This window comes from Chitinophaga nivalis (genome assembly GCF_025989125.1).
Classification (GTDB): Bacteria; Bacteroidota; Bacteroidia; order Chitinophagales; family Chitinophagaceae; genus Chitinophaga; species Chitinophaga nivalis.
In genome coordinates this window covers 4,748,853-4,769,340 of sequence record NZ_JAPDNR010000001.1, presented here as the reverse complement: position 1 = coordinate 4,769,340, position 20,488 = coordinate 4,748,853, and the positions used below count along the sequence as shown (strand labels likewise).

The 20,488-nt window shown below is 48.2% G+C and carries 21 protein-coding genes; 10 read left to right on the top strand and 11 right to left on the bottom strand.

Annotated features, from left to right (window positions below; translation table 11 throughout):
- Nucleotide 1: 1 nt before the first annotated feature.
- Together OL444_RS18940 and OL444_RS18935 are read left to right on the top strand one after the other, a co-directional pair.
- Nucleotides 2-412 (top strand): DUF6691 family protein, encoded by a 411-nt coding sequence (locus OL444_RS18940; protein ID WP_264730648.1) that lies wholly within the window; start codon nt 2-4, stop codon nt 410-412.
- 62 nt (nt 413-474) lie between these two features.
- Nucleotides 475-885 carry a DUF6691 family protein gene (locus OL444_RS18935; RefSeq protein ID WP_264730650.1) on the top strand — a complete coding sequence of 137 codons (411 nt, stop codon included), beginning with the start codon at nt 475-477 and terminating at the stop codon, nt 883-885.
- 372 nt (nt 886-1,257) lie between these two features.
- Here the strand turns inward: OL444_RS18935 and OL444_RS18930 are convergent, their stop codons facing one another.
- The 5 genes from OL444_RS18930 to OL444_RS18910 all read right to left on the bottom strand — a co-directional run bounded on the left by OL444_RS18930 (nt 1,258) and on the right by OL444_RS18910 (nt 6,730).
- Nucleotides 1,258-2,379, bottom strand: a complete 1,122-nt coding sequence (locus OL444_RS18930; RefSeq protein WP_264730652.1) for a zinc finger domain-containing protein — start codon at nt 2,377-2,379, stop codon at nt 1,258-1,260.
- A gap of 66 nt (nt 2,380-2,445) precedes the next feature.
- The gene (locus tag OL444_RS18925; protein WP_264730654.1) at nt 2,446-3,561 is read right to left on the bottom strand and encodes an SPFH domain-containing protein; all 1,116 of its coding nucleotides are present in this window, start codon (nt 3,559-3,561) and stop codon (nt 2,446-2,448) included.
- 39 nt (nt 3,562-3,600) lie between these two features.
- A complete protein-coding gene (locus OL444_RS18920) occupies nt 3,601-4,524 on the bottom strand; it encodes an alpha/beta hydrolase (RefSeq protein ID WP_264730656.1) in 924 nt (307 codons plus the stop codon).
- 7 nt (nt 4,525-4,531) lie between these two features.
- Nucleotides 4,532-5,287 carry an SGNH/GDSL hydrolase family protein gene (locus OL444_RS18915; protein WP_264730658.1) on the bottom strand — a complete coding sequence of 252 codons (756 nt, stop codon included), beginning with the start codon at nt 5,285-5,287 and terminating at the stop codon, nt 4,532-4,534.
- 84 nt (nt 5,288-5,371) lie between these two features.
- Nucleotides 5,372-6,730 carry an acyl-CoA dehydrogenase family protein gene (locus tag OL444_RS18910; protein WP_264730660.1) on the bottom strand — a complete coding sequence of 453 codons (1,359 nt, stop codon included), beginning with the start codon at nt 6,728-6,730 and terminating at the stop codon, nt 5,372-5,374.
- A 416-nt stretch (nt 6,731-7,146) separates the two neighbouring features.
- Between OL444_RS18910 and OL444_RS18905 the strand changes: the two genes are divergently transcribed.
- From OL444_RS18905 to OL444_RS18890, 4 genes are read left to right on the top strand one after another with little or no spacing between them, the layout of a single operon-like run.
- A complete protein-coding gene (locus tag OL444_RS18905; protein ID WP_264730663.1) occupies nt 7,147-7,710 on the top strand; it encodes an RNA polymerase sigma-70 factor in 564 nt (187 codons plus the stop codon).
- A gap of 51 nt (nt 7,711-7,761) precedes the next feature.
- Complete coding sequence (locus OL444_RS18900; RefSeq protein ID WP_264730665.1) at nt 7,762-8,751, top strand: FecR family protein; 990 nt, start codon at nt 7,762-7,764, stop codon at nt 8,749-8,751.
- 55 nt (nt 8,752-8,806) lie between these two features.
- Complete coding sequence (locus tag OL444_RS18895) at nt 8,807-11,380, top strand: TonB-dependent receptor (protein ID WP_264730667.1); 2,574 nt, start codon at nt 8,807-8,809, stop codon at nt 11,378-11,380.
- A gap of 2 nt (nt 11,381-11,382) precedes the next feature.
- The gene (locus OL444_RS18890) at nt 11,383-12,411 is read left to right on the top strand and encodes a DUF4249 family protein (protein WP_264730669.1); all 1,029 of its coding nucleotides are present in this window, start codon (nt 11,383-11,385) and stop codon (nt 12,409-12,411) included.
- 75 nt (nt 12,412-12,486) lie between these two features.
- Here the strand turns inward: OL444_RS18890 and OL444_RS18885 are convergent, their stop codons facing one another.
- From OL444_RS18885 to OL444_RS18875, 3 genes are read right to left on the bottom strand one after another with little or no spacing between them, the layout of a single operon-like run.
- Nucleotides 12,487-14,349, bottom strand: a complete 1,863-nt coding sequence (locus tag OL444_RS18885; protein ID WP_264730671.1) for a M1 family metallopeptidase — start codon at nt 14,347-14,349, stop codon at nt 12,487-12,489.
- A gap of 22 nt (nt 14,350-14,371) precedes the next feature.
- Entirely contained in the window at nt 14,372-14,995 is a 624-nt protein-coding gene (locus tag OL444_RS18880; protein ID WP_264730672.1) for a class I SAM-dependent methyltransferase, read from the bottom strand.
- A gap of 39 nt (nt 14,996-15,034) precedes the next feature.
- A complete protein-coding gene (locus OL444_RS18875; protein WP_264730674.1) occupies nt 15,035-15,382 on the bottom strand; it encodes a hypothetical protein in 348 nt (115 codons plus the stop codon).
- A 277-nt stretch (nt 15,383-15,659) separates the two neighbouring features.
- Here OL444_RS18875 and OL444_RS18870 point away from each other — a divergent pair, with 277 nt between their 5' ends.
- Together OL444_RS18870 and OL444_RS18865 are read left to right on the top strand one after the other, a co-directional pair.
- Nucleotides 15,660-16,739 carry a ParM/StbA family protein gene (locus tag OL444_RS18870; RefSeq protein ID WP_264730676.1) on the top strand — a complete coding sequence of 360 codons (1,080 nt, stop codon included), beginning with the start codon at nt 15,660-15,662 and terminating at the stop codon, nt 16,737-16,739.
- Nucleotides 16,740-16,748: 9 nt separating this feature from the next.
- The gene (locus OL444_RS18865; protein ID WP_264730677.1) at nt 16,749-17,231 is read left to right on the top strand and encodes a bactofilin family protein; all 483 of its coding nucleotides are present in this window, start codon (nt 16,749-16,751) and stop codon (nt 17,229-17,231) included.
- Between the two features lie 80 nt (nt 17,232-17,311).
- Here the strand turns inward: OL444_RS18865 and OL444_RS18860 are convergent, their stop codons facing one another.
- Nucleotides 17,312-17,536, bottom strand: coding sequence for a DUF3820 family protein (locus OL444_RS18860; protein WP_264730679.1), 225 nt, complete (start codon nt 17,534-17,536; stop codon nt 17,312-17,314).
- Between the two features lie 100 nt (nt 17,537-17,636).
- On the opposite strand from OL444_RS18860, the gene OL444_RS18855 reads away from it, so the two are divergent.
- Nucleotides 17,637-18,071, top strand: coding sequence for a nuclear transport factor 2 family protein (locus OL444_RS18855; protein WP_264730681.1), 435 nt, complete (start codon nt 17,637-17,639; stop codon nt 18,069-18,071).
- An 11-nt stretch (nt 18,072-18,082) separates the two neighbouring features.
- Here the strand turns inward: OL444_RS18855 and OL444_RS18850 are convergent, their stop codons facing one another.
- The gene (locus OL444_RS18850; RefSeq protein ID WP_264730683.1) at nt 18,083-18,748 is read right to left on the bottom strand and encodes a hypothetical protein; all 666 of its coding nucleotides are present in this window, start codon (nt 18,746-18,748) and stop codon (nt 18,083-18,085) included.
- 293 nt (nt 18,749-19,041) lie between these two features.
- On the opposite strand from OL444_RS18850, the gene OL444_RS18845 reads away from it, so the two are divergent.
- Entirely contained in the window at nt 19,042-19,524 is a 483-nt protein-coding gene (locus OL444_RS18845; protein ID WP_264730685.1) for an SRPBCC family protein, read from the top strand.
- Here OL444_RS18845 and OL444_RS18840 read toward each other — a convergent pair.
- On the bottom strand, nt 19,521-20,393 hold the full coding sequence (locus OL444_RS18840) for a class I SAM-dependent methyltransferase (protein ID WP_264730687.1): 873 nt from the start codon (nt 20,391-20,393) through the stop codon (nt 19,521-19,523). The genes OL444_RS18845 and OL444_RS18840 overlap by 4 nt on opposite strands.
- Nucleotides 20,394-20,488: the final 95 nt, after the last annotated feature.

Below are 20,488 nucleotides of genomic sequence, written 5' to 3'. Positions count from 1 at the left end.
TATGAAAAATCTAAAGTACATCATCGCAGGTATCTTCTTTGGTATCATACTCGTCAAATCACAGGTACTCAGCTGGTTCAGGATACAGGAAATGTTTCAATTAACGTCTTTCCATATGTATGGGGTAATTGGTACGGCGGTCATCATCGGTATCATCTCTGTGCAACTGATCAAACGTTTTGATATTAAAACCATCAAAGGCGCACCAATCGTGATTCCTGACAAGACATTTCACAAGGGGAATATTATTGGCGGGCTGATTTTTGGCATCGGCTGGGCGATCACAGGCGCTTGTCCGGGCCCGTTGTTTGCACAGATCGGAGCTGGATTTACCGCCGTGGTGATCACGCTGTTGAGTGCCATTGCCGGCACCTGGGTATACGGCGCATTGAAAAACAAACTACCACACTAAAAGGAAGTTGCCAGAGTTATGCACCGGAATGATTCCTTCTCCCTTTAAATGACGCTATCAACATGAAAAACATAAAATACATCATCGCAGGTATCTTCTTTGGTATCATACTCGTCAAATCACAGGTACTCAGCTGGTTCAGGATACAGGAAATGTTTCAATTAACGTCTTTCCATATGTATGGGGTGATTGGTACAGCGGTTATCATCGGTATCGTCTCTGTACAGCTGATCAAACGTTTTGATATTAAAACCATCAAAGGCGCACCGATCGTGATTCCTGACAAGACCTTTCACAAGGGGAATATTATTGGCGGGCTGATTTTTGGCATCGGCTGGGCGATCACAGGCGCTTGTCCGGGCCCGTTGTTTGCGCAGATCGGGGCAGGATTTACCGCCGTGGTGATCACGCTGCTGAGTGCCATTGCCGGCACCTGGGTATATGGGGCATTCAAAAATAAACTGCCGCATTAAAAAAGGAAAGCTTCAAGGTAGATTCCCTGAAGCTTTTGCTTTTTCTGATCATCACAAAACAACCTAATAATGATTTTCTCATCGCATCTTGCGTTAAAATGCTGTATTGTCACTGTACTTTTTGAGGGAGTGTCTGCGTGACGGCTCTCTTCTTCTCCCTTCACAAAAACAGGACCATAGCCCCTCGCTTATCCTCAAACCCTTTACCCACCTGACATTCCGCATGATCTATCCCCGACAGGTATTCCTGGCGGCTGTAGATTGTTTTCCCCAAAAGTGGGCGAACACGAGGCAATATCGCTAAAAAAGAAGGCCTGCCTGCATTGCCGCTTACGCGACAATACGGGCAGGCGCTTAAAATAAGTGATCAGGTCAGGCCTGGCTCATCAGATAAATCACCGCAAAGCCCAAGATGATGGCCAGTATCAGCCCTACAATCTTCATCCAGCTATACGGCCGGTCGCCGGTTACTTCCCCGGTAGCCGCATTTACTACAAAATGATACAATTTGTTATTGTAGCGATAGGCACTGATCCATACCGGTAGCAGGATATATTTCAACCCCAGGTTATTATACTGCACCTGGTATTCCTCTATCTGTTGTTCATCTCCCCCTATATCATCACAAATGGTATCCCGGATGTCGGGGTCTATCCGCTTTTTCGCGATACCCAATGCCTGCTCCGCATTTGTTTGATACAACTCCGCCCGGAAGCCGCTGAGATAGCGGCCATCATATGCTTTCAGCTGATCCAGGTGCCAGGGCTCCAGTATCTTCGCCATTTTCAGCGGCAAAGAAGGACTGGCAGACACCAATACATCCCGGAAATTATTATTGACGGCACCGGAGGCATCATACCAGGCTGTTTTGCGCACCTGCCGCGTATGATGTTCTGTTTTGCCGTTGACTTCTGTGGTATAGGATTCCGTAACATAATAATACTCTCCCCGTTGTCCCGTATAGGCGGTATGGGTATCCGTATCGTAGCTCCAATGCGGAATATACACGCCTTTCAGCTGCTGGGAAGAACTGTTCTTTACCTTTTTCACCAGGTCAGACGGCGCAAACCAAAGTTTGTCCATCCACTTACGGAAGTACTGTAATGCCGTCTGGTCGTTGATGACAAAGGGCAGCACATAATGCGGTTGCAGAATGGCGGTTGTTTGCGCAGTATCTATCACCAGCGGGGAGGCACAGAACGGACAAGCATCAGCAGTTACATTTGGCAACAAGGTAGTCGCGGCGCCACAGCTGACGCATTTTACTACTACAGCCTGCTGGGTAGGTTCTGTATGTTGTTGCTGTGCCAGTATAAAATCTTCATAATCTACAGGGTGGATAGCCGTAACAGCTGCTTCGTCGGCAATGACATTCATGGTGCCGCAATATTCGCAACGCAGGCTGTTCGTTCCCGGCGCATAATGCAGGATTGCGCCACAGTTCTCACACTTCAGCGAGTTAACCGTTGCACTTGTTTGTTCCTCAAAAGACATAGGAATATTTTAAGCGGTTTATCCGGCGGAACTTTACGGGAAGCCTCCGGATAAACCGCTGTTATGTTAAGGTAATGGTGGGGGTACTGTGGCCAATACAGGTGCTAATTCCGGTACAGCAGCAGCAGCTGTCCAGGCAGCCATCCCGCTTTTCCATACCAGGGTTTGTGCCTGTAAGCTACCGGTAGCAGCGAGTTGCTGCAATTGTGCCATATCAAAAGGGCCGGCCTGCTTGCCTTCTACGGCTACATAGAAGGTAACCGCTGCAGGTAATGGCGGCGGTGTTCCGGCTCCGGCAGCAGCGCCGGGTGTCACCTGTTGCTGCTGAAATACATTACCTACCTGTCCCATCATAGCGGCGCCCATACCAGCACCTAAGCCGGCTGCAGCCAATCCGCCACCGGATGGATTCTCCGCTGCTTTTTCCATAGCATTGGCTGCCTGAAACTGCGCATACGCACCCAGGTTGCCAACAATGCCCATGCTGCTGCGTTTATCCAGGGCTTCTTCCACTTCCGGCGGCAGGGAAATATTTTCAATCAGGAACTTTGTCAGTTCCAGGCCCAGTTCATTAAACTCCGGCTTTATCTTATCGGTAATAACGGTCGATACTTCTTCATAGTTTGCTGCCAGGTCCAGTACCGGGATCTTAGCTTCCGCTACAGCTTCCATACCTCTGGATACCGCCAGGTTACGCAGCTGTTCATTAATCCCTTCCACCGTAAACTCAGGATTGGTAGCTGCCACTTCTTTCAGAAACTGGCCGGCATCCTTTACGCGAAAGGCATAACTACCGAATGCACGGAGCCGCACCGGGCCAAACTCCACATCGCGGAGCATCACCGGATTTTTAGTACCCCATTTCTGGTTGGTAAACTGGCGCATGCTGATAAAAAACACATCCGCCTTAAAAGGACTGTTGAACCCATATTTCCATCCCTGCAAAGTGCTGAGTATAGGCATATTTTGCGTGGTAAGGGTATACATACCGGGCTGGAAGATATCTGCAATTTTACCTTCGTTCATAAAAACAGCCACCTGCGATTCACGCACAGTCAGCTTTGCATTCATCTTTATTTCATTCTGGTAGCGGGGAAACTTCCACACGATCGTATCTGACGAGGGATCCGTCCATTCAATGATATCAATGAACTCATTCCGGAGTTTATCAAAAATTCCCATAGAAACTGTTTTAGGAGACTTCAAAATTATGTAAAAATACTATCTCCGGCGCAACCATTCTGCCAGCAATACCGGCCATGCTTCGGCAGCGGTATTGCCCGGGCGGAGGCCATAGCCGTGGCCGCCGGTAGCATAAAAATGCAATTCCGCCGGTACATTGGCATCACGCAGCGCGCCGGCCATTACCAGGGCGCTGTTGCCATAGGGATCATCGGCAGTAGCAAAGAGAAACATCGGTGGTGTATACCTGTCTGGTTTTAGCTCTGGCGTAAGGCGTCTTTCCGGTGCCCTGTCCAGATACGCCGGATAAATCAGGACCCCGAATGCGGGACGGGCAGAGAGCATATCGGCGCTGTCTATTGGCGTATAGGTATGTACGTTATAGCCGGTAGCTGCTCTTGCGGTCAGACTACCACCAGCTGAAAAGCCCATCATACCTACATTCTCCGGCTGCAGGCCCCATTCGGCAGCACGGCTGCGTACAATACGGATGGCACGTTGTGCATCCTGCAGAGCGCCTTCTCTTTTCTTCGGCACCCGGTATTGCAATACAAAGGCAGTATAACCCAGTTTATTCAGCCAATGGGCAATCTCATAACCTTCCAGATCTACAGCCAGAATATTATAGGCGCCTCCCGGACAAACAATAACGCCAACGCCTGTATTATTTTTTGCCGGAGCCGGAAATACTTCCAGCACCGGATCTGTAATATCCGTCAATCGTTTTACTCCTCCGCTGCTGTCAGCCGTTACAACAGCTGCCTGCTTGGCGTCAACTTCACCGGGAACAGTACCGGGCCACAAATGAATGACCTGTTGCTGCGCCTGAATTTCTGTATTCAATCCTATCATCATGAGAAATATATAAAAGAAAGAAATGACGCATGCCTTGTTTAATAACATGCGTAGTGTGACTGATAACAGTGAATAATCGTCGCGTGTATCTTTTATCCGTTGTCTCATTACCTGGTTATTTTACGCATTGCATCCAGGCTTCTGCCATTAATTGTGCGCCTGCTATAGTTGGATGTACCCCATCTCCTGTCCAGTAAATGCCCGGAGCAGCGGTAATCGCCTTATCAAATACTGCCTGATACGGAATAAAGACAGCATTATGTTTGGTGGCCAGTTCTTTAGCGGCAGCACGATATTCATTGAACAGCGGATACCACTTATCGTCTACCACTTTTACGCCGCTTACTGCAAAAGGCTCGCCAATTATCAATTGTACGTCTGGCAGCTGCTCCCGGGTGCGTGTCAGCAGCTTATCATAGTCGTCCCGATAGGTTTGCAACGTTCCTTTATAATTGCCGGATAAGGTGTGCCAGTAATCATTTACGCCGATCAGGATACTCAGGATATCCGGCTTCAGTGACAGGCAATCTGCTTCCCAACGGTCAGCCAGCTGGAATACTTTATTACCGCTGATCCCTTTATTGTAACATTGCAGGTTCTTATCCGGATGTTTGAGCAACAGCGAAGATGCCGCCAGGAGCGGGTAACCGCCGCCCAGGGCATTGCCATTATTTACAGCAAAATTATCCCGCTTACGCCCTGCATCCGTAATGGAATCTCCCTGAAAAAGAATGACAGCTCCTTTTTTCATGGTTACCTTTTTGGGTTTCTCTGCTTTCACTGCAGCAGATACGATGTCCGGAATACTGAGTACAGCCACGCCTCCCAGTGATAATTGCTTTAAGAAGTTACGACGATTAGATGAATTCATAGTTTTTTTTTGTTGGCATTCTCACCGGCAGACGTTCCTGCCTGCCGGCTGTTCTTTAAATCTATAAAAAAGAATTGTCTTTTCCTATACAAATGCACTCATGCCGGTAATGGCGCGGCCTACGATCAGGGAGTTGATTTCTTTGGTGCCTTCATAGGAATAGATGGCTTCCGCATCTGCCACAAACCGCGCTACATTGTATTCCAGTAAAATACCATTCCCACCCATCACTTCCCGGGCACGGCTAACTACATCCCGGGTGCGCATCGTACAGAATACCTTTGCCAGCGAAGCATGTTCATCTTTCAGGGCGCCGGCATCCTGTAACTCTGAAAGGCGGTATACCATGGTTTGCATAGCCGTGAGATTGGCCAGCATTTCTACCAGGTGCCCCTGTATCAACTGAAAGGCGGCAATAGGTTTTCCGAATTGCTTACGCGAACGGGTGTACGCCAGGGCATTTTCATAGGCCCCCCGGGCGCATCCTACTGCCTCCCAGGCAACACCCGCGCGGGTCATCCGCAGTACACGGGAGGTGTCTTTAAAACCGTTTGCATGCTGCAACCGGTCGGCTTCCGCTACCCGGCAATCCTTCATGGTAATCAGGCCATTCTGTACAATCCGCAGCGCCATCTTATCATGGATTTTCTCTACACTGAGGCCCGGTGTATCTTTTCTCAGCAGAAATCCTTTTACCTGATTGTCGTCGAGGTCGCGGGCCCACATGACAGTAACATCGGCAAAAGTAGCATTCCCGATCCACTTTTTCTGTCCGTTCAATATCCAGGTATCCCCTTCCCGTTTAGCCGTTGCCGTTAGGCCGCCGGCGGCGCCGGAACCTACTTCCGGCTCTGTAAGTCCAAAGGCCCCAATAATTTTTAGCTGTTGCATTCCCGGCAGCCATTCATCTTTCTGGGCCTGAGACCCCAGCATATAGATAGATCCCATGGCAAGGCCACTCTGTACCCCGAAGAAGGTGGCGATGGAAGCATCTACCCGCGCCATTTCCATGGCAATCACCCCTTCCATCAGGTAAGACCGGTTAGGACAGCCATACCCATCGTAAGTCACCCCACATATATTCAGGGCGGCGAATTTCGGAATGATCTCAAAAGGGAATTCGGCTTTCAGCCAGTATTCATTTACAATCGGTTGGATTTCTGTTTCCATGAAAGCCCGTACTTTCAGCTGTAAGGCCCGGTCTTCCGGACTTAATCTCCCGCCCAGGTCATAGAAATCACCATCTATAGGCGGCGATTTTTTCTTGCCCCCCCGGCTTCCCAACATTTTCATCAGCCCATTCAACTGATTTTCATCCAGCTGCGCTACGGTAGTCATCACCTGGGAAAGGTCTATTTTCTCGGATAGCTTTGCCAGCATTTTAAAGTCAATGGTCTTAAACAGCTGATATGCCTGTTTTAATTTTGCGAAGGTTCCGGCCATACACGTGGTTTTATATAAAAATACGAATTAACGGGCAAATGGCTGATCCTTAGGCAGTTCCTTCCGAAAAGTGCCAACAGCGGGAGCATTGGCAGTAGCCGGCAGCATTTTTTTCCGGAACAAATGGTCTTCATCTGCCCAAAGTAAACATTCGTACGATGGATAACAAGTATTTCGCCTGTAGTGGAAAAGAAAGTGGGGCCTGGTCAAAAAAAAAGCGATTGTGTAAAACGGGTTACACAATCGCAGCACTAAAAAAATAAACACAACTAAAAACTAAAAATCTAACAGTGCATCATATAGGCCTGGTTGTTATACATGATAACGCGCAAAAAGGAATATCCCTCTATCGGTCAGAATAAAAAAAAAACCTACTTTAGCAGGATTCATTTCATCTTAAAATTTCATGAAGGTTAATGACAAACACACCTTCTTACCAGGCGTATAAAGCGCTTTTTCATGCGCAGTACAATGATTTATGTAACTACGCCTTTAGCTTTCTGGGAAATGATGCCGCAGCAGAAGATGTCGTGCAGGAAACATTTATTAAACTCTGGCAAAAACACCAGGAACTGATCAGCATACCCAATATACGCTCTTACCTCTTCCGGGCTGTACGTAATAATTCGATTTCCGTTTTACGTAAACAACAGGTGGAAGAAGCCGGCAACAAAGCTTTTGAATGGCTCGCCGATGTAAGCGAAGATCCGGATGAACAGGAACGCGAAAATGCCAAGCCTTATTATGATCAATTAATATATGAAGCAATCGCCAACCTCCCGCCACAGTGCCGGGAAGTGTTTACCTGCTGCCGGCTGCAAGGAATGACCCATCAGCAGGCAGCCACCAAATTAGGACTGTCGGCCAAAACCGTGGAAAATTATATGGGAAGGGCCCTGAAGCTGCTTCGCAAATACCTGCAGCAATACGGGTTACCAGCCGGTATTTTATTTTTGTTAAAATTGTCAATGTCACTATAGAGGGCATCAGCCTTTGGAGGCGTTATAAATACAGAGCACACTACTTGCATCATGGAGCAATTTGACACCTACATACACGAACTGATAGTAAAACAATTGTCAGCGCAATGTACAGAAACGGAAGCCGCAGCCATTCAACAATGGCTTGATACATCAGCTGACAATAAAGTTACCTACCAAAAACTCGTTCAGATATGGCAGGATGCCCCCCGGGGAACCCTTCCTGAAAGACAGTACCATACTGCAGCAGCCTGGGATAAAACCGAGGCAGCCCTGTTCCCCGCTACCACCACCCAAACGGGTAAGGTACGCCGCATGGGCTTCCGGTACGCTGCTGCTGCTGCTATCCTCCTGCTGTTAACAGCAGGCGCCTGGTGGCTGGCCAGCCGGCCTTCCCTGAAACAACAGGAACTGGCTGCCAACGACGGCAAAATCAAAAGCCTCCAACTGGCCGATAAATCCGTGGTAACCCTCCGTCAGGGTGCCCGTATCCGCTATTCAAACGGCTACCATCATGACCAGCGTATTGTAGAACTGGAAGGAGAAGCCTTCTTTGAAGTGGCCAACGATCCCGGTCATCCTTTCCTGGTAAAAACCCCTAATCAGTCTGTGATAGAGGTACTCGGTACTTCTTTCACGGTACAGGCCCGGGAAGACCAAACACTCGTTATTGTGGCTTCCGGAAAGGTAAGATTGGGCGAAGCCAACAATCCTTCCGCTGTAATCCTTACCAGTGGCCAGAAAGGCGTCTGGGATAAAGGCACCGTATCTGCCCGGGACAATGATAACCTGAACTTTATCGCCTGGAAAACAGGCATTTTGCAATTTAATGATCAATCTCTTGTTGTAATTCTGGCACAATTAGCCGATTTTTACGGGAAAGATATCAGGATAAGCGATGATTACCAGGAAACTGCATCGAAGCAAAAAGCAACGGTCACTTTCCAGCATCAGTCCTGTGACGATGTTTTGCATGAATTACAACTATTACTCGGTTTCAATTACAAACAAGAAGGCGACACGATCGTCATCGGTAAGTAGATACTTCTTACATTTTTTACTTTCTTTTTTCCTGCTGCTGTTACCAGTAGCTGTATTGCATGCGCAAAACAACCAGGAAAGCGTATTACAATATATTTACGCCCCCTTCGCCAAAGAAGGCACCATTCTATCTTATATACAGGATATACAACGGAAAACAGGGATCAATATCTCTTACAGCTCCAGTTTTCTGCACCTGAATAAACGGGTAAAACTCAGTGGGAACGAACATACCACCGGCAGTGTACTCAATAGCATCCTGCAGGGCACCGGCATTCAAACCGCTGCCCTCAACGGTAAAATATTCCTGATCCGGGAAAGCTCCCAACAGCAATACTATGTTATCAGTGGATTTGTAAAAGAAATGATCAGCAATGAGCTGATCATCGGCGCGTCCATATATGACCCGGTTACCCGCAAAGGAACTGTCAGCAACGCCTATGGATTTTACAGCCTGCAGGTACCCGACACCTGTGCCGGTGTTATCTTTTCACACATTGGCTACGGACCGGTTTTTCATAAGCTGCCGCCCGCAGATGATGGCCCGCTGGACATCTACATGACGGCACACAACCAGCTGCAAACCGTTGTGGTGAGCGGAGAGAATGATACGCTTACCTCCCAGCCCGGATTCATTAATATGCCCTTGAGCTATCTCACCAACTTCCCGGCACTCCTGGGAGAAAAGGATGTATTAAAATCCCTGCAGCTGTACGCCGGCACCAGCAGTTCACTGGAAAGCAGCAGCAACCTGCTGATCCGCGGTGGTGGCGCCGATCAGAATCTCTACCTCCTCGATGGCGTGCCGTTGTACCACACCGGTCACCTCTTTGGTCTCTTCTCTATCTTCAACGGTGATGCCGTGAAAGATGTATCCTTATATAAAGATGGCTTCCCTGCGCGCTATGGGGGCCGTTTGTCATCGATAGTAGACATCCGTACCAAGGATGGTAATATGAAAGAATGGCATGGCAGCGTTTCCCTCAGTCCTGTATCTGCCAGCGCTACCCTGGAAGGTCCCCTGATCAAAGACAGGAGTTCCGCTTCGCTGTCTATACGCCGCTCCCTCGTTGATCTCCTGTATGGGAAACGTTATCTGGAGGAATACGGACAATATTATATGTATGATATCAACTTTAAACTGAATCATCTTATTGATAAAAAGAACCGGCTATACCTGAGCTTCTATAAAGGTCAGGACAAGATGCTCATCAACAGCACCAACCCTATTGTACCGCTGTTTGATGATTATTCTTTTGCCTGGAGTAACCTGACAGCAGCAGCCAAGTGGACACGGGTAATCAATCCCCGGATATTTACCAGTACCACCGCTACCTATAGTCAGTTTCACAACCTCTTTTCGCAAACATCCGTCATCCCGCTGTCTTTGGTCGATTCCGTATTTGTGAAGGGCAAAGGCGTTTCCCGCATCCGCGACATCGCCATCCGGAATGAAACAGAATATACGATCAGCAACTCACAGCATTTATCTTTGGGCGGAGGGTATACCTATCACAATTTCGCCCCTACGGCCTACCGTACCAATATCAGCCGGGGCGATGCCATACAACGCGAAGCACCCCGCTACTCCATGTCGGAGTTTACCCTGTATGCAGAGGATGAACTGAACCTGCTGAACGACCGGCTTACAGTAAGACCAGGGCTCCATGTAGGTGCGCTGGCACAGCACAATTCTTTTCATATCAGTGCGCAGCCTCGCCTGCTGGTACGTTGGGAACTCCCTAAATCACAATACATACAGGCATCTTTCACCAAGATGACCCAGTTTGTACATCAGCTGACCACCCCGGTGGTGAACCTCCCCACTGACCTGTGGGTGCCCAGTACGGAAAACATAAAACCGGAACACGCCTATTCCTATAGCCTGGCCTACCAAAAACAATGGGACAGAAAATGGCGGTTCAGCAGCAACCTGTATTACAAACAACTGAAAAATCTCGTTACCACCAATACCGTATTAAACATCTTCGACAACTCAGATCAGTGGGAAAAAAAGGTCATTGACGGCAAAGGCTATAACTATGGCAGTGAGCTGATGATTGAAAAATTGCAGGGCAGACTGACCGGCATTTTATCCTATACGCTCTCCTGGTCCTGGCGACAGTTCGATAAATTAAACGGCGGACAGATGTTCCCCTATAAAGAAGACAGGAGACATAATCTTTCGCTTGCCGTTAAATACCGGGTAATGCCCAAATGGCATCTTTCCGCTACCTGGAAATTTTCTTCCGGTGCCCCCTTTACCCTGCCGGTACAGATATTTCCTGACTATGATTGGGGCCGTAATATTTATGGTTATCTGGATGAACGTTATTCGCCGTTCGCCAATCCGGCCAACTATCTGCCTTACAGCCCACGGTTGAATAACTACCGGCTCCGGTCTATCCATCACCTGGACCTGGGCAGTACACTTTACCTGGGCAGTAAGAAACGCTTCCAACATGTTATTACCGCCGGCGTATATAATATCTATAACAGGAATAATCCTTTTATCGTCAGCTTCGATCAGTTTTCTTTCTTTAGAATAGATGAGGTATATCCGTTACAGTTATATCAGTATAGTTTATTCCGTGCGTTGCCATATCTCACTTACACGTTTAAATTTTAGACATGAAGTACCTGCTCCACCTATTATATGTTGCGTTTGGGATCACCCTGCTTACCGCCTGTGAACAACAGCTCACCCTGCCTCCTGGTTATAGTACCCCCCGGACGGTGGTGTACAGTGAACTGGTAGCCGGTGGCAAGGCAGAAGTCAGAATAGGAAAAAGCAAGCCTGTTGTACCGGGCGTAGATAACCAGTTCGAAAAGGTGACCAATGCCACTGTGCAGTTATCTGATAAAAACGGACAGATACTGGAAACCCTGCAATACACACCGGATGATAACAGCACCATGTGTATGTACCAGGGTAAGATAAAACTGGATGCTGCCCGGACCTATAAAATAGAAGCCTTTGTACCAGGCATGAAAGAAGTGAGTGCTACCGCAGCCATTCCTCCTCCTTTCAGAGTAGACCTGAAAGACTCTATCCATACCGTACTTAATGGTCGGCCCGTGTTGCGTTTCCACTTCAATATATATCCATTACCCGGCGTCCGGCAATACCTGGCAATGGAAGCACTGAAACAAACAGCCGTCATGGATACCTTCTTTGTGTACCAGGGCGTTCGTTACAATGTGAAAGATAAACGTGAACTATACGAAGCCGTGAAAGATAACCCGGGTATAAAAGTGACCCGGGATACCACCTTCCTCGATGAATATCTGCGTATCCCCTGCTATACCCAGGATGAAAATGCAGACAACAACCAGGTAGGCGGACTCAATGAAAGTTACAACTGTATTCTCTTTACCCAATTAGGGAAACCACTGAGTACCTATTTTTATATCAACGCCAATGCCCTCACTTCCGGCAATACGGAAACCTTTACGTTACCCGGCCGGGTGCTGGTATGCGTGAAATCTGTATCCAAAGAGTATTACGATTTCCTGCTGACTTATGAAAAAGTAAAACGTAACCCGGGCCTGAACAGCCTGGTGCAGGCGATTCAGCTGAGAGGCAATACTGCCGGCGGATTTGGGATTGTGGGTGGTTGCAACCGGAAAGTATACTATCTGTATTACGACCGGTTATAAAAAACTAAAAAAGACCGGGAAACCATACCTGTAACAGGCCATAGTTTCCCGGTCTTTTTTTATAGCAGGAGATGATTATTTCAACGGCCAGGTATTATTGGCAGTATTCACGTCTGCTACCCAGGTACTACCCAGCTTTACCTGTTTTATTTTTTTGGCAGCAGTAAAAGCGAAGGAACAGGTTTTGTTACCTTTTTCCCAGCAGGCAATACTCTTATGCAGTTGCAGCTTACTGTTATCCTCGAAATACACCGTTACATCTACCGGTACCGGTTTGCTGCCCACCGAAGTAATTTCTATATTGGCTGCTTTCCCTTTTTGTGTAACCTGGGTAATACCCAGATCCGGGTAGCCGTTGTCAAAGAACCAGCTTTTCCAGAACCAGTTCATGTTACGGCCGGCGCCTGTATTCATACAGTTAAAGAAGTCGTAAGGCTGCGGATGTTTTCCATTCCATTGGCGGATATAATGGTGGAGCGCCTGCAGAAACAGGCTGTCGCCCAGCATATCTTTTACATACAGATAGCCCAGCGCCGGTTTGGGATAAGAGTTCGTCATATAGGCATCTGTAAGCTGATTGGAAGGCGTCATAATGGGCAGGTCCTGCCATTTGCCGGCAATGTTGTTATAAGGCGCCATCCCATAATCATCCACAATGCTGCTGTCTATCAGTGGTGAAATAATCCATTCGCCGATAGTGGCCCAACCTTCATCCATCCAGGCATACAGGGTTTCATTGGTGCCCATGTAAAAAGGAAACATGGTATGGAATATTTCATGATCGGTTAATTCAATCGCGGCCTTTTTATCGGTCAGCGGGTTATCATTCACCATCATCGGATATTCCATTTGATCCAGGCCGTCGAACACAGTTTCATGTGAGTATGGAAAAGGCCAGCGGGGAAAATAATGGCTCATTTTGTCTACCGTTGTGCGGGCATAACGGATCACGTCAAAGAAATCAGCATGCTGCGGATTAAAGGCTACATCTACGCGGGTGCGTCTTTTGGTGGTATGGTCTACTTCCACGCTGGTAGCATTCCAGCAATAGTGATTGCTGACGGCAAAGGCAAAATCAGTAACATGGCTGGCTTCAAAGTGCCAGGTGTTATAGGGTTTGTTGCGGGTAATATGCCCTTGCTGCAGATCGGTGGTATCAATGATAGCTACTACGTCGTCGTGCTTTTCAGCAGCGGCTATACGCTGCACATACTTCTCATTATATACGTCTGCGGTATTTTTCAGATCGCCGGTAGCCCATACCTGATAGTTACCAGGAACGGTAATGGCTACACGAAAATCACTGAAGTCGTTGTAGAATTCCTGCACACCGGTATAAGGCACACGGTCCCATCCGTTGATATCATCGTACACCGCTACGCGGGGGAAAAAATAAGCGATGAAATAAGCGCCGCTATCCACGGCACCGGTACGGATGTGGGAGTCGGCATTCAGGATATAGGAGAACTCCAGCTGGAAGGTAGCTGACTGTCCGGGCGCCAGTGCCGGGATACCTACCGGCATATTGGTACCGGAAACATGTGCCGGCAAAGCCTTTGCGGCACCTCCTACCTGCATATTTTTGATGGTCACCCCTTTCGTCAGGTCGCTGCCTGCCACAGACATGCTGCGGATGGTTTCCTGCTGATACAGGTTGGAAAACAGTTTAAAGTTGACATTCCGGAGTGTATCCGGACTGTTGTTTACATACACAATATGTTCTGTGCCGGCTACCTTGTTGGTAACAGGATCAAAAGATACCTGGATGTCATAGGTAGCTTTGTTCTGCCAGTAAGCCTTACCGGGGGCGCCGGTGCTGCTGCGGGTATGCTGGTCATAAGCCTTGCTGATATTCAGCGGCATGTACAGTGGTGTCTGGGCTAATAGCTGTTGAGATCCGGCCAGTAGCAGGAGTAGAATTAAACGGGATCGCTTCATATAAAAAGATAAAGTGCCGGCTCTAACGATAACGGCTAAACGAACAAAATGTAAAATATTGGGACGTATTAAAAGGCGTTGTATGCGTATCTTCTAAACAAGAGATTTTTGTAAACCCTTGCTGCCAGCGGGCAGTGAGCGTATCACAGCTGTAGCGCTGCACGGGTAAACCACTGCATTTTTCCGGCCCCTCCAGGGAGAAAGTACCGGTAATGGCATATCCGCCGGGCCTTACCGCCTGCCGTACTGCAGCCAGGTATTGTTCCTGTTGCGCAGGCGTGGTCATAAAGTGGAATACGGCGCGGTCGTGCCAGAGCAGATAATCCTGCGGTGGTGTAAATGCCAGGATATCGGCAACGATCCATTTTACCCGGGCGGCCTGTGCCCCCAGGCGTTGTTGCGCCTTTTCGAGCGCTTTTGCGGAAATATCCACAACGGTAATATCGGAATAACCAGCCAGCAGCAGGTGATCTGCCAGTTTGCTGTCGCCCCCTCCCATATCCAGGATAGGCGCATCTGCCGGCAGCCGACATGCCCGGATCAGCTCCAGGGATGTTACCGGTATATCCTGCGTCCAGCTCACCTCATGCGGCGCCCGTTGCTGATAGACCTTTTCCCAGTGTGCAGCGCTTTCATTATCTCCCATAACGTACCTGGTTTAGATGAAAGTTTCAAATGTAGGAAATTACCGGATGATATGGGTGGTATCTGCCGGTAAAGGTGGATGAGTGGTATCTGCCGGTACCCGGCTGCTATCGGCAGCGGTAGCCAGGCTATCTGCCACCGGAGGTGTTTTCTTGGGTAAAGGTATGGTGGGCGCGGTATTCCGCCGCTTCGGCGTATATCCCGGTGCGCTCCCCTGCCGTTGCATGGCCTTCATGGTTGTTTTGTCAAACAGGTACTGAGGCCGCTTCTCCGGCCGCAAGCCCTTCTCGAACTGTGACTCCGCGCCCATGGCAGGCGCATGATAGATCCGGTTGGAACTAAAACAGGCCTGCAACAAAAGCAGGCTAAGCAACCCGTAACATTTCATGCAACCGTCAGATAAAAGGTGAGTATAGATATGGGGAGTGCGGACTATGCTAAAACGGCAAAGCCTATGTTTTATTATCCCTGTTACCGGGCAGTTGCCGGTTATTATATAATGATTTTTGTAATTTAATCAGTCTGTATTAATTTTAGCTGAAATCCGCTGGTTGTCACTCCCCTGTTTTGAATATTGTATATTTTTAACTGTATTTTTAGTTCTCAATGGAATCCCTTAATCAGGGCCCAGATGTTATCACAATCGTTATTATCAACAAAGCACTATGAAAGTATCTACAACGATCTTCCCCAGCGTTTTTGAAACGGCATTCGGGAACACCGAAAACTCCAGTAAGGATCTGCTTAATGGATTAAAAGTAAAAAAAGATGATACCTGGTACCTGGTTGGCAATCTCGCCAAAAGAGGTGGTATCAATCCCGGCAGAGTAACCAATGCCTCTCCCCAGGAAGAAGATTACGAGATCCTGTTTAAAGCTGCTTTGCTCAATACCGTTGATAAAGTAGAGCAACCGATCTCCCTGACCGTAGGCTTCCCCTTTTCTACCTATAACGTCTATAAAACAGCAGCAGAACAGTTTCTGAGCAAAAGACATTTCCTCATCGATTACGATACCCAGACTTACAATAACAAAGGCGCATTTAAAAAAGCCATGCTGGATATTGAAAGATATGAGGTGATCCCTGAAATTGTAGGTGGTATCATCGGGCTAAAGAAAACTATTAACGAACCTCAGCTCGATAACTTCATTGCCATCAGCTTTGGTTTTGGTACCATTGAAGGAGGCATGGCTACCGGCGATGGCCTCATTCACCGCACCTGTTTCAGCTCTCATGGCATCCGCTATGCTATCAATAACCTGACGAGAGAACTGAACCAGAAACACTACCTGGAAATGAAAAATGAACACCAGGTAGACGATGCCTTTATGAAAGGTTCTATCTTCACCAACCGTAAACGGATCGATCTGCGTGACATGCGTAAAGGCGTGTTGACCCAGTATTATAAAGAGGTAGTATCTCCGCTGATGAGAAATTATTTCACTGACCTCGATTTTGAAAACTGTGAAAAAATATACCTCATGGGTGGCGGCGCCCACTACCGCGAGCTGACAGATGCCTTTGCAGAAGAGTTCCGGGATTTTATTCCGGTAGAAGTAGCACCAGAGCCGGAAAAGCTCATGAGTGTAGGCTACTTGTATAACTCGCTCCGTATTTCCGATAATAAACCACAAAGAAGCGTAGGCCTGGATCTGGGTAACTCCAGCTCCATCATTTCTACCTTTGAAAACGAAACTATACATACACCCAGCTTTGTACCGACACCCAATCCTGTAACCCCTTAATCTGTTTGTGTGATAAATGTCAGTCAGTTTTTCCGGAATATCATTGCTCCAGGGGCGTTCCGCATCCCGAAAGAAGTATCCGTAAGCGGTAGTATTGATGCCACTATTTCGGGGCGTATAGACGGCAACGTGAGAGGGGATGTAAAAACAACAGGCAAACTGGTGATCAGTGAAAATGCCAGTATTCGTGGCCATGTATATGCGACCGACCTGGTCGTATACGGCAAGGTATATGGCGATGTACACATTACCAATAAAGCACACATCAGTACCAAAGCCTACGTAAAAGGGGATGTAAATGCGATTGTGCTGGAAATTGAGGAAGGTGCTGTCATAGAAGGTGCTATCCGGAAAAATGTACAGCCGGCAGGCAGATCCGATCATCATCCGGGAGAAACTGCCTCAGCAACGGATCCCCTTCATGCAACCGCTACAGTAGCCGCTACGCCGCCACCTCCACCAGAGGAAGAACAGGCGACGAGCTGGTTTTAGCAGCGCGTATAAGATAACGCATTGCCGGTATGATCATCGCGGATATCCTCCGCTATCCTTCCGGCAATGCGTTTACTGTTTTATCGTTTCAGGGGTGTCAGTAATCCCGTCAATCCATTCATTTTAATGACCAGCATGGTTTCCAGGAGCATCCCCAGCTTCCCCTGCGGAAATCCTTTACGCTGGAACCATTCCAGATAGTTCACCGGCAGGTCGCACAGCAATACATCCTTGTATTTTCCAAAAGGCATCTTCATCACCACCAGCTGCTGTAATATTTCCGGATTAGGCTGCATCATCTCCATAAAACTGATTTAATTGATAAGCCGGCAAAATTAAAGTATTAGATTATTAATTTGTTTCTTCTTCTTCTTTGTAACTTAGAGACGCTCAAAAATGACCAGTATGAGAAACTACTTATGCCTGCTTTCGATGTTAGTGTTTGCCGGATGTGTACAGCCAGGCGGAAAAATCAGTCTCGCCAATGCCAATGTGCATGTGGTAAAGGAATTGTATGAGGCCTTTAACGCACACGACTGGACGAAAGCAGCCGATTGTTATGCGGATACGGCCATCTTCCTGGCGCCGGGCGGTAGTACAGATACCCTGTTGCAAACGCGGCAACAAACCATCGCAGGTTATCAGGCCCTGCAAAAAACATTTCCGGATATCCGGCATGAAGTAAAGGAGGTCTACGGCGAAAGGAATCATATCATTGTAGAATTCATTGCCGAGGCTACCGGCAGCGATGGCAGCAAGTGGCAACGCCCCATGTGCAGCGTATTCACTGTGAAAGAAGGGAAAATCAAATGCGATCATACCTACTCCGGCAACCATTGACAACAACCGGCTTATTTCCGCAGCAGGCCTGCCTGCTGCAAGGCATATACCACATTGCTGGCATACGCGCCGGCAAATGATTCCAGGCTGTTGGGGTTATAGGTTTCCGATTGTCCGGACCATACCAGTTTACCATCTTCTGTCAGGTCATACAAGTTACTTTCCAGGAAATAGGTTTTATCTGTTGTGTAATATCCGGGAGAATACACCGCGCCGCGCATATAGCCGTAATACCCCCAGAAACTGCCATACCAGCCATAAGCCGGATAGGGTGCATACAATACACTTCCGGGCACATAACGCGTGTCTGAGGCCTTATCTACGAGCGATACGGTTAATACAGCCCGATAGCCGGCAGTCAGTATTTTTTGCCGGGCAGCCACCTTTGCAGCATCATCCTTCGGATCGAAATCCGGCGGAAAAAGATCCAGACTTTTTCCGGCTACAATTCCCTTCTTCTTCAACGCATTTTCCAACCTGGTTTCTACGGTGCTTTTAGCGCCAATATTGGAAGACAGGGCCACCACCAGTATTTCATGATAACCTGTGGCGGCAGCATCCGGTGATTTCCAGGTACCCGTCATGTGTACGGAAGTACCGCAACCAGCGATCAGGCACCCCAGCAAAGTGGCCACCAACCATTTGCCATAGGAAAAACGGAACATCATTGTTTGCATACATGCTGTTTTTAGTCAGAACTCCCCTCCTGCCCGGGACGGCAAAAGGTATTGTATCAACAACGGGCGGAAGAAAAAGTTTAGCGTATATCCTTTCCCGTTAGTACTGCCGGCCTGTTATATGCATGCGCTATACCCGCGGTCAATACGCCGGTTATATCCGGCGCCCGGAACCCGGCCTACCGGTTCCGGCGGCATCAATCACGGGGATAATATCGTATATTAGCAATACGGAAACGCTCCGCAAAGCCCGCCGAACAAACACATCCACGATCAGGACTAAAACTTATGTCATGGAAACAATTTATCATCAGGTTTGGATTCAGGCTACACCCGACAAAGTATATGCTGCCATTACACAACCCGATGGCCTGGCCAAATGGTGGGAACCGCCCTTACAGGCCCGGCCGGAAGAAGGTTTTATATGTACGTTTGATGCGGGATTACACGGGACGCATCAAATGAAGATCACCGACCTGCGTCCGTTGTTACGGGTAGAATGGGAATGCTTACCCGAGATCGCAGATCCCCGTAGTCCGCTGACCGAATGGGAAGGTACTTATATCAGTTTTGAACAACACTCCGAAAAAGGAGTCGTCATCCTTGATTTCCGGCATAGCGGCTGGATGGCACAAACCCCTCACTTCGGGTTGTGCAGCTTTCATTGGGCACGCCACCTGGGTATACTGAAACATTACTGTGAAACCGGAGAATCGTTAATGGACCCGGAAGCCGAAGCGCAACTTAGAAACGCGGTATTACTCAACAAACGCTAGTCTTCTTTTCTGACAGCCATCGCTACGCGATAAAACTCATATCCTTTTTCTGTCCGCTCCGGCAGGTAACGCTCGCGGTAGGCATTGGCGCCGAGATCTTCTTCCAGTGAAAAACCGAAAGGTGAGAGATAACTGCGCAGCAGTTCCGGTCTGATACCGAATGTCCATTTCTCTTCCAGCTCAGATACATCCTGCAGCAATTGCGAGGCCCCGTAAAAAGCAGCGGGATTTTCCAGCACGGCCTGTTCCACATAGGTAAAGATCACGGCCGAACCGGCCGGAAAACGTTGCAGAAAGGTAAAGGTCTGATCCACTGCTTCCTGCTCCAGGTAGTTCGTCACGCCTTCCCAGATGATAGTGGTACGCAGTGAATAATCAAAATGATGCATCAGCCCCAGTTCTTCCAGGCTTTGCTGATTAAAATCGATCTGGTAATAGCGGATACGTGGCGGAATTTTATACTGAGCGAGACGCGCCAGCTTATAGCGGGCCGTATTGGGATGATCTATTTCTATCACCGGAATATCGTGCAGGAAAGGCAGCCGGAGGGCCCGGGTATCAAAGCCGGCGCCCAGTATCATCACCTGCTGTACGCCCTGCTGAATACTTTGTTGCAACAGGTCATCGATGTAACGGGTACGGGCAATGCCGGACGACATGGCGCCTGGTATTCTTTTGCGTATAATACTTTCTGCCACAGCCCTTAATCCAGGAATACGACAAAGCCAGATGCCGGCTTTCAGACCATTGTCCAGAAAGGAATAGGCAAAACGATCTGTAAAAAGTCTTTTATTTTGAGGACGGGTTGTTTCCATAGCCCTGAATAGGGCCATGTATTGGGCCGTTCGGCTGGTAGCAGTAGATTTCATTGATAAAATGGGAATAATTACTCCCTTAAATTAATCAAAAAAAACGGAATATGGCCACCAGTCTTCCCGCCAGCCCGACTGGCATAACAAGATCA

Excerpts from the sequence above, each read along its gene's own strand:
- OL444_RS18940 (WP_264730648.1), top strand. The coding sequence starts at position 2 with ATGAAAAATCTAAAGTACATCATCGCAGGTATCTTCTTTGGTATCATA.
- OL444_RS18935 (WP_264730650.1), top strand. The coding sequence starts at position 475 with ATGAAAAACATAAAATACATCATCGCAGGTATCTTCTTTGGTATCATA.
- OL444_RS18930 (WP_264730652.1), bottom strand. The coding sequence starts at position 2,379 with ATGTCTTTTGAGGAACAAACAAGTGCAACGGTTAACTCGCTGAAGTGT.
- OL444_RS18925 (WP_264730654.1), bottom strand. The coding sequence starts at position 3,561 with ATGGGAATTTTTGATAAACTCCGGAATGAGTTCATTGATATCATTGAA.
- OL444_RS18920 (WP_264730656.1), bottom strand. The coding sequence starts at position 4,524 with ATGAGACAACGGATAAAAGATACACGCGACGATTATTCACTGTTATCA.
- OL444_RS18915 (WP_264730658.1), bottom strand. The coding sequence starts at position 5,287 with ATGAATTCATCTAATCGTCGTAACTTCTTAAAGCAATTATCACTGGGA.
- OL444_RS18910 (WP_264730660.1), bottom strand. The coding sequence starts at position 6,730 with ATGGCCGGAACCTTCGCAAAATTAAAACAGGCATATCAGCTGTTTAAG.
- OL444_RS18905 (WP_264730663.1), top strand. The coding sequence starts at position 7,147 with ATGACAAACACACCTTCTTACCAGGCGTATAAAGCGCTTTTTCATGCG.
- OL444_RS18900 (WP_264730665.1), top strand. The coding sequence starts at position 7,762 with ATGGAGCAATTTGACACCTACATACACGAACTGATAGTAAAACAATTG.
- OL444_RS18890 (WP_264730669.1), top strand. The coding sequence starts at position 11,383 with ATGAAGTACCTGCTCCACCTATTATATGTTGCGTTTGGGATCACCCTG.
- OL444_RS18885 (WP_264730671.1), bottom strand. The coding sequence starts at position 14,349 with ATGAAGCGATCCCGTTTAATTCTACTCCTGCTACTGGCCGGATCTCAA.
- OL444_RS18880 (WP_264730672.1), bottom strand. The coding sequence starts at position 14,995 with ATGGGAGATAATGAAAGCGCTGCACACTGGGAAAAGGTCTATCAGCAA.
- OL444_RS18875 (WP_264730674.1), bottom strand. The coding sequence starts at position 15,382 with ATGAAATGTTACGGGTTGCTTAGCCTGCTTTTGTTGCAGGCCTGTTTT.
- OL444_RS18870 (WP_264730676.1), top strand. The coding sequence starts at position 15,660 with ATGAAAGTATCTACAACGATCTTCCCCAGCGTTTTTGAAACGGCATTC.
- OL444_RS18860 (WP_264730679.1), bottom strand. The coding sequence starts at position 17,536 with ATGGAGATGATGCAGCCTAATCCGGAAATATTACAGCAGCTGGTGGTG.
- OL444_RS18855 (WP_264730681.1), top strand. The coding sequence starts at position 17,637 with ATGAGAAACTACTTATGCCTGCTTTCGATGTTAGTGTTTGCCGGATGT.
- OL444_RS18850 (WP_264730683.1), bottom strand. The coding sequence starts at position 18,748 with ATGCAAACAATGATGTTCCGTTTTTCCTATGGCAAATGGTTGGTGGCC.
- OL444_RS18845 (WP_264730685.1), top strand. The coding sequence starts at position 19,042 with ATGGAAACAATTTATCATCAGGTTTGGATTCAGGCTACACCCGACAAA.
- OL444_RS18840 (WP_264730687.1), bottom strand. The coding sequence starts at position 20,393 with ATGAAATCTACTGCTACCAGCCGAACGGCCCAATACATGGCCCTATTC.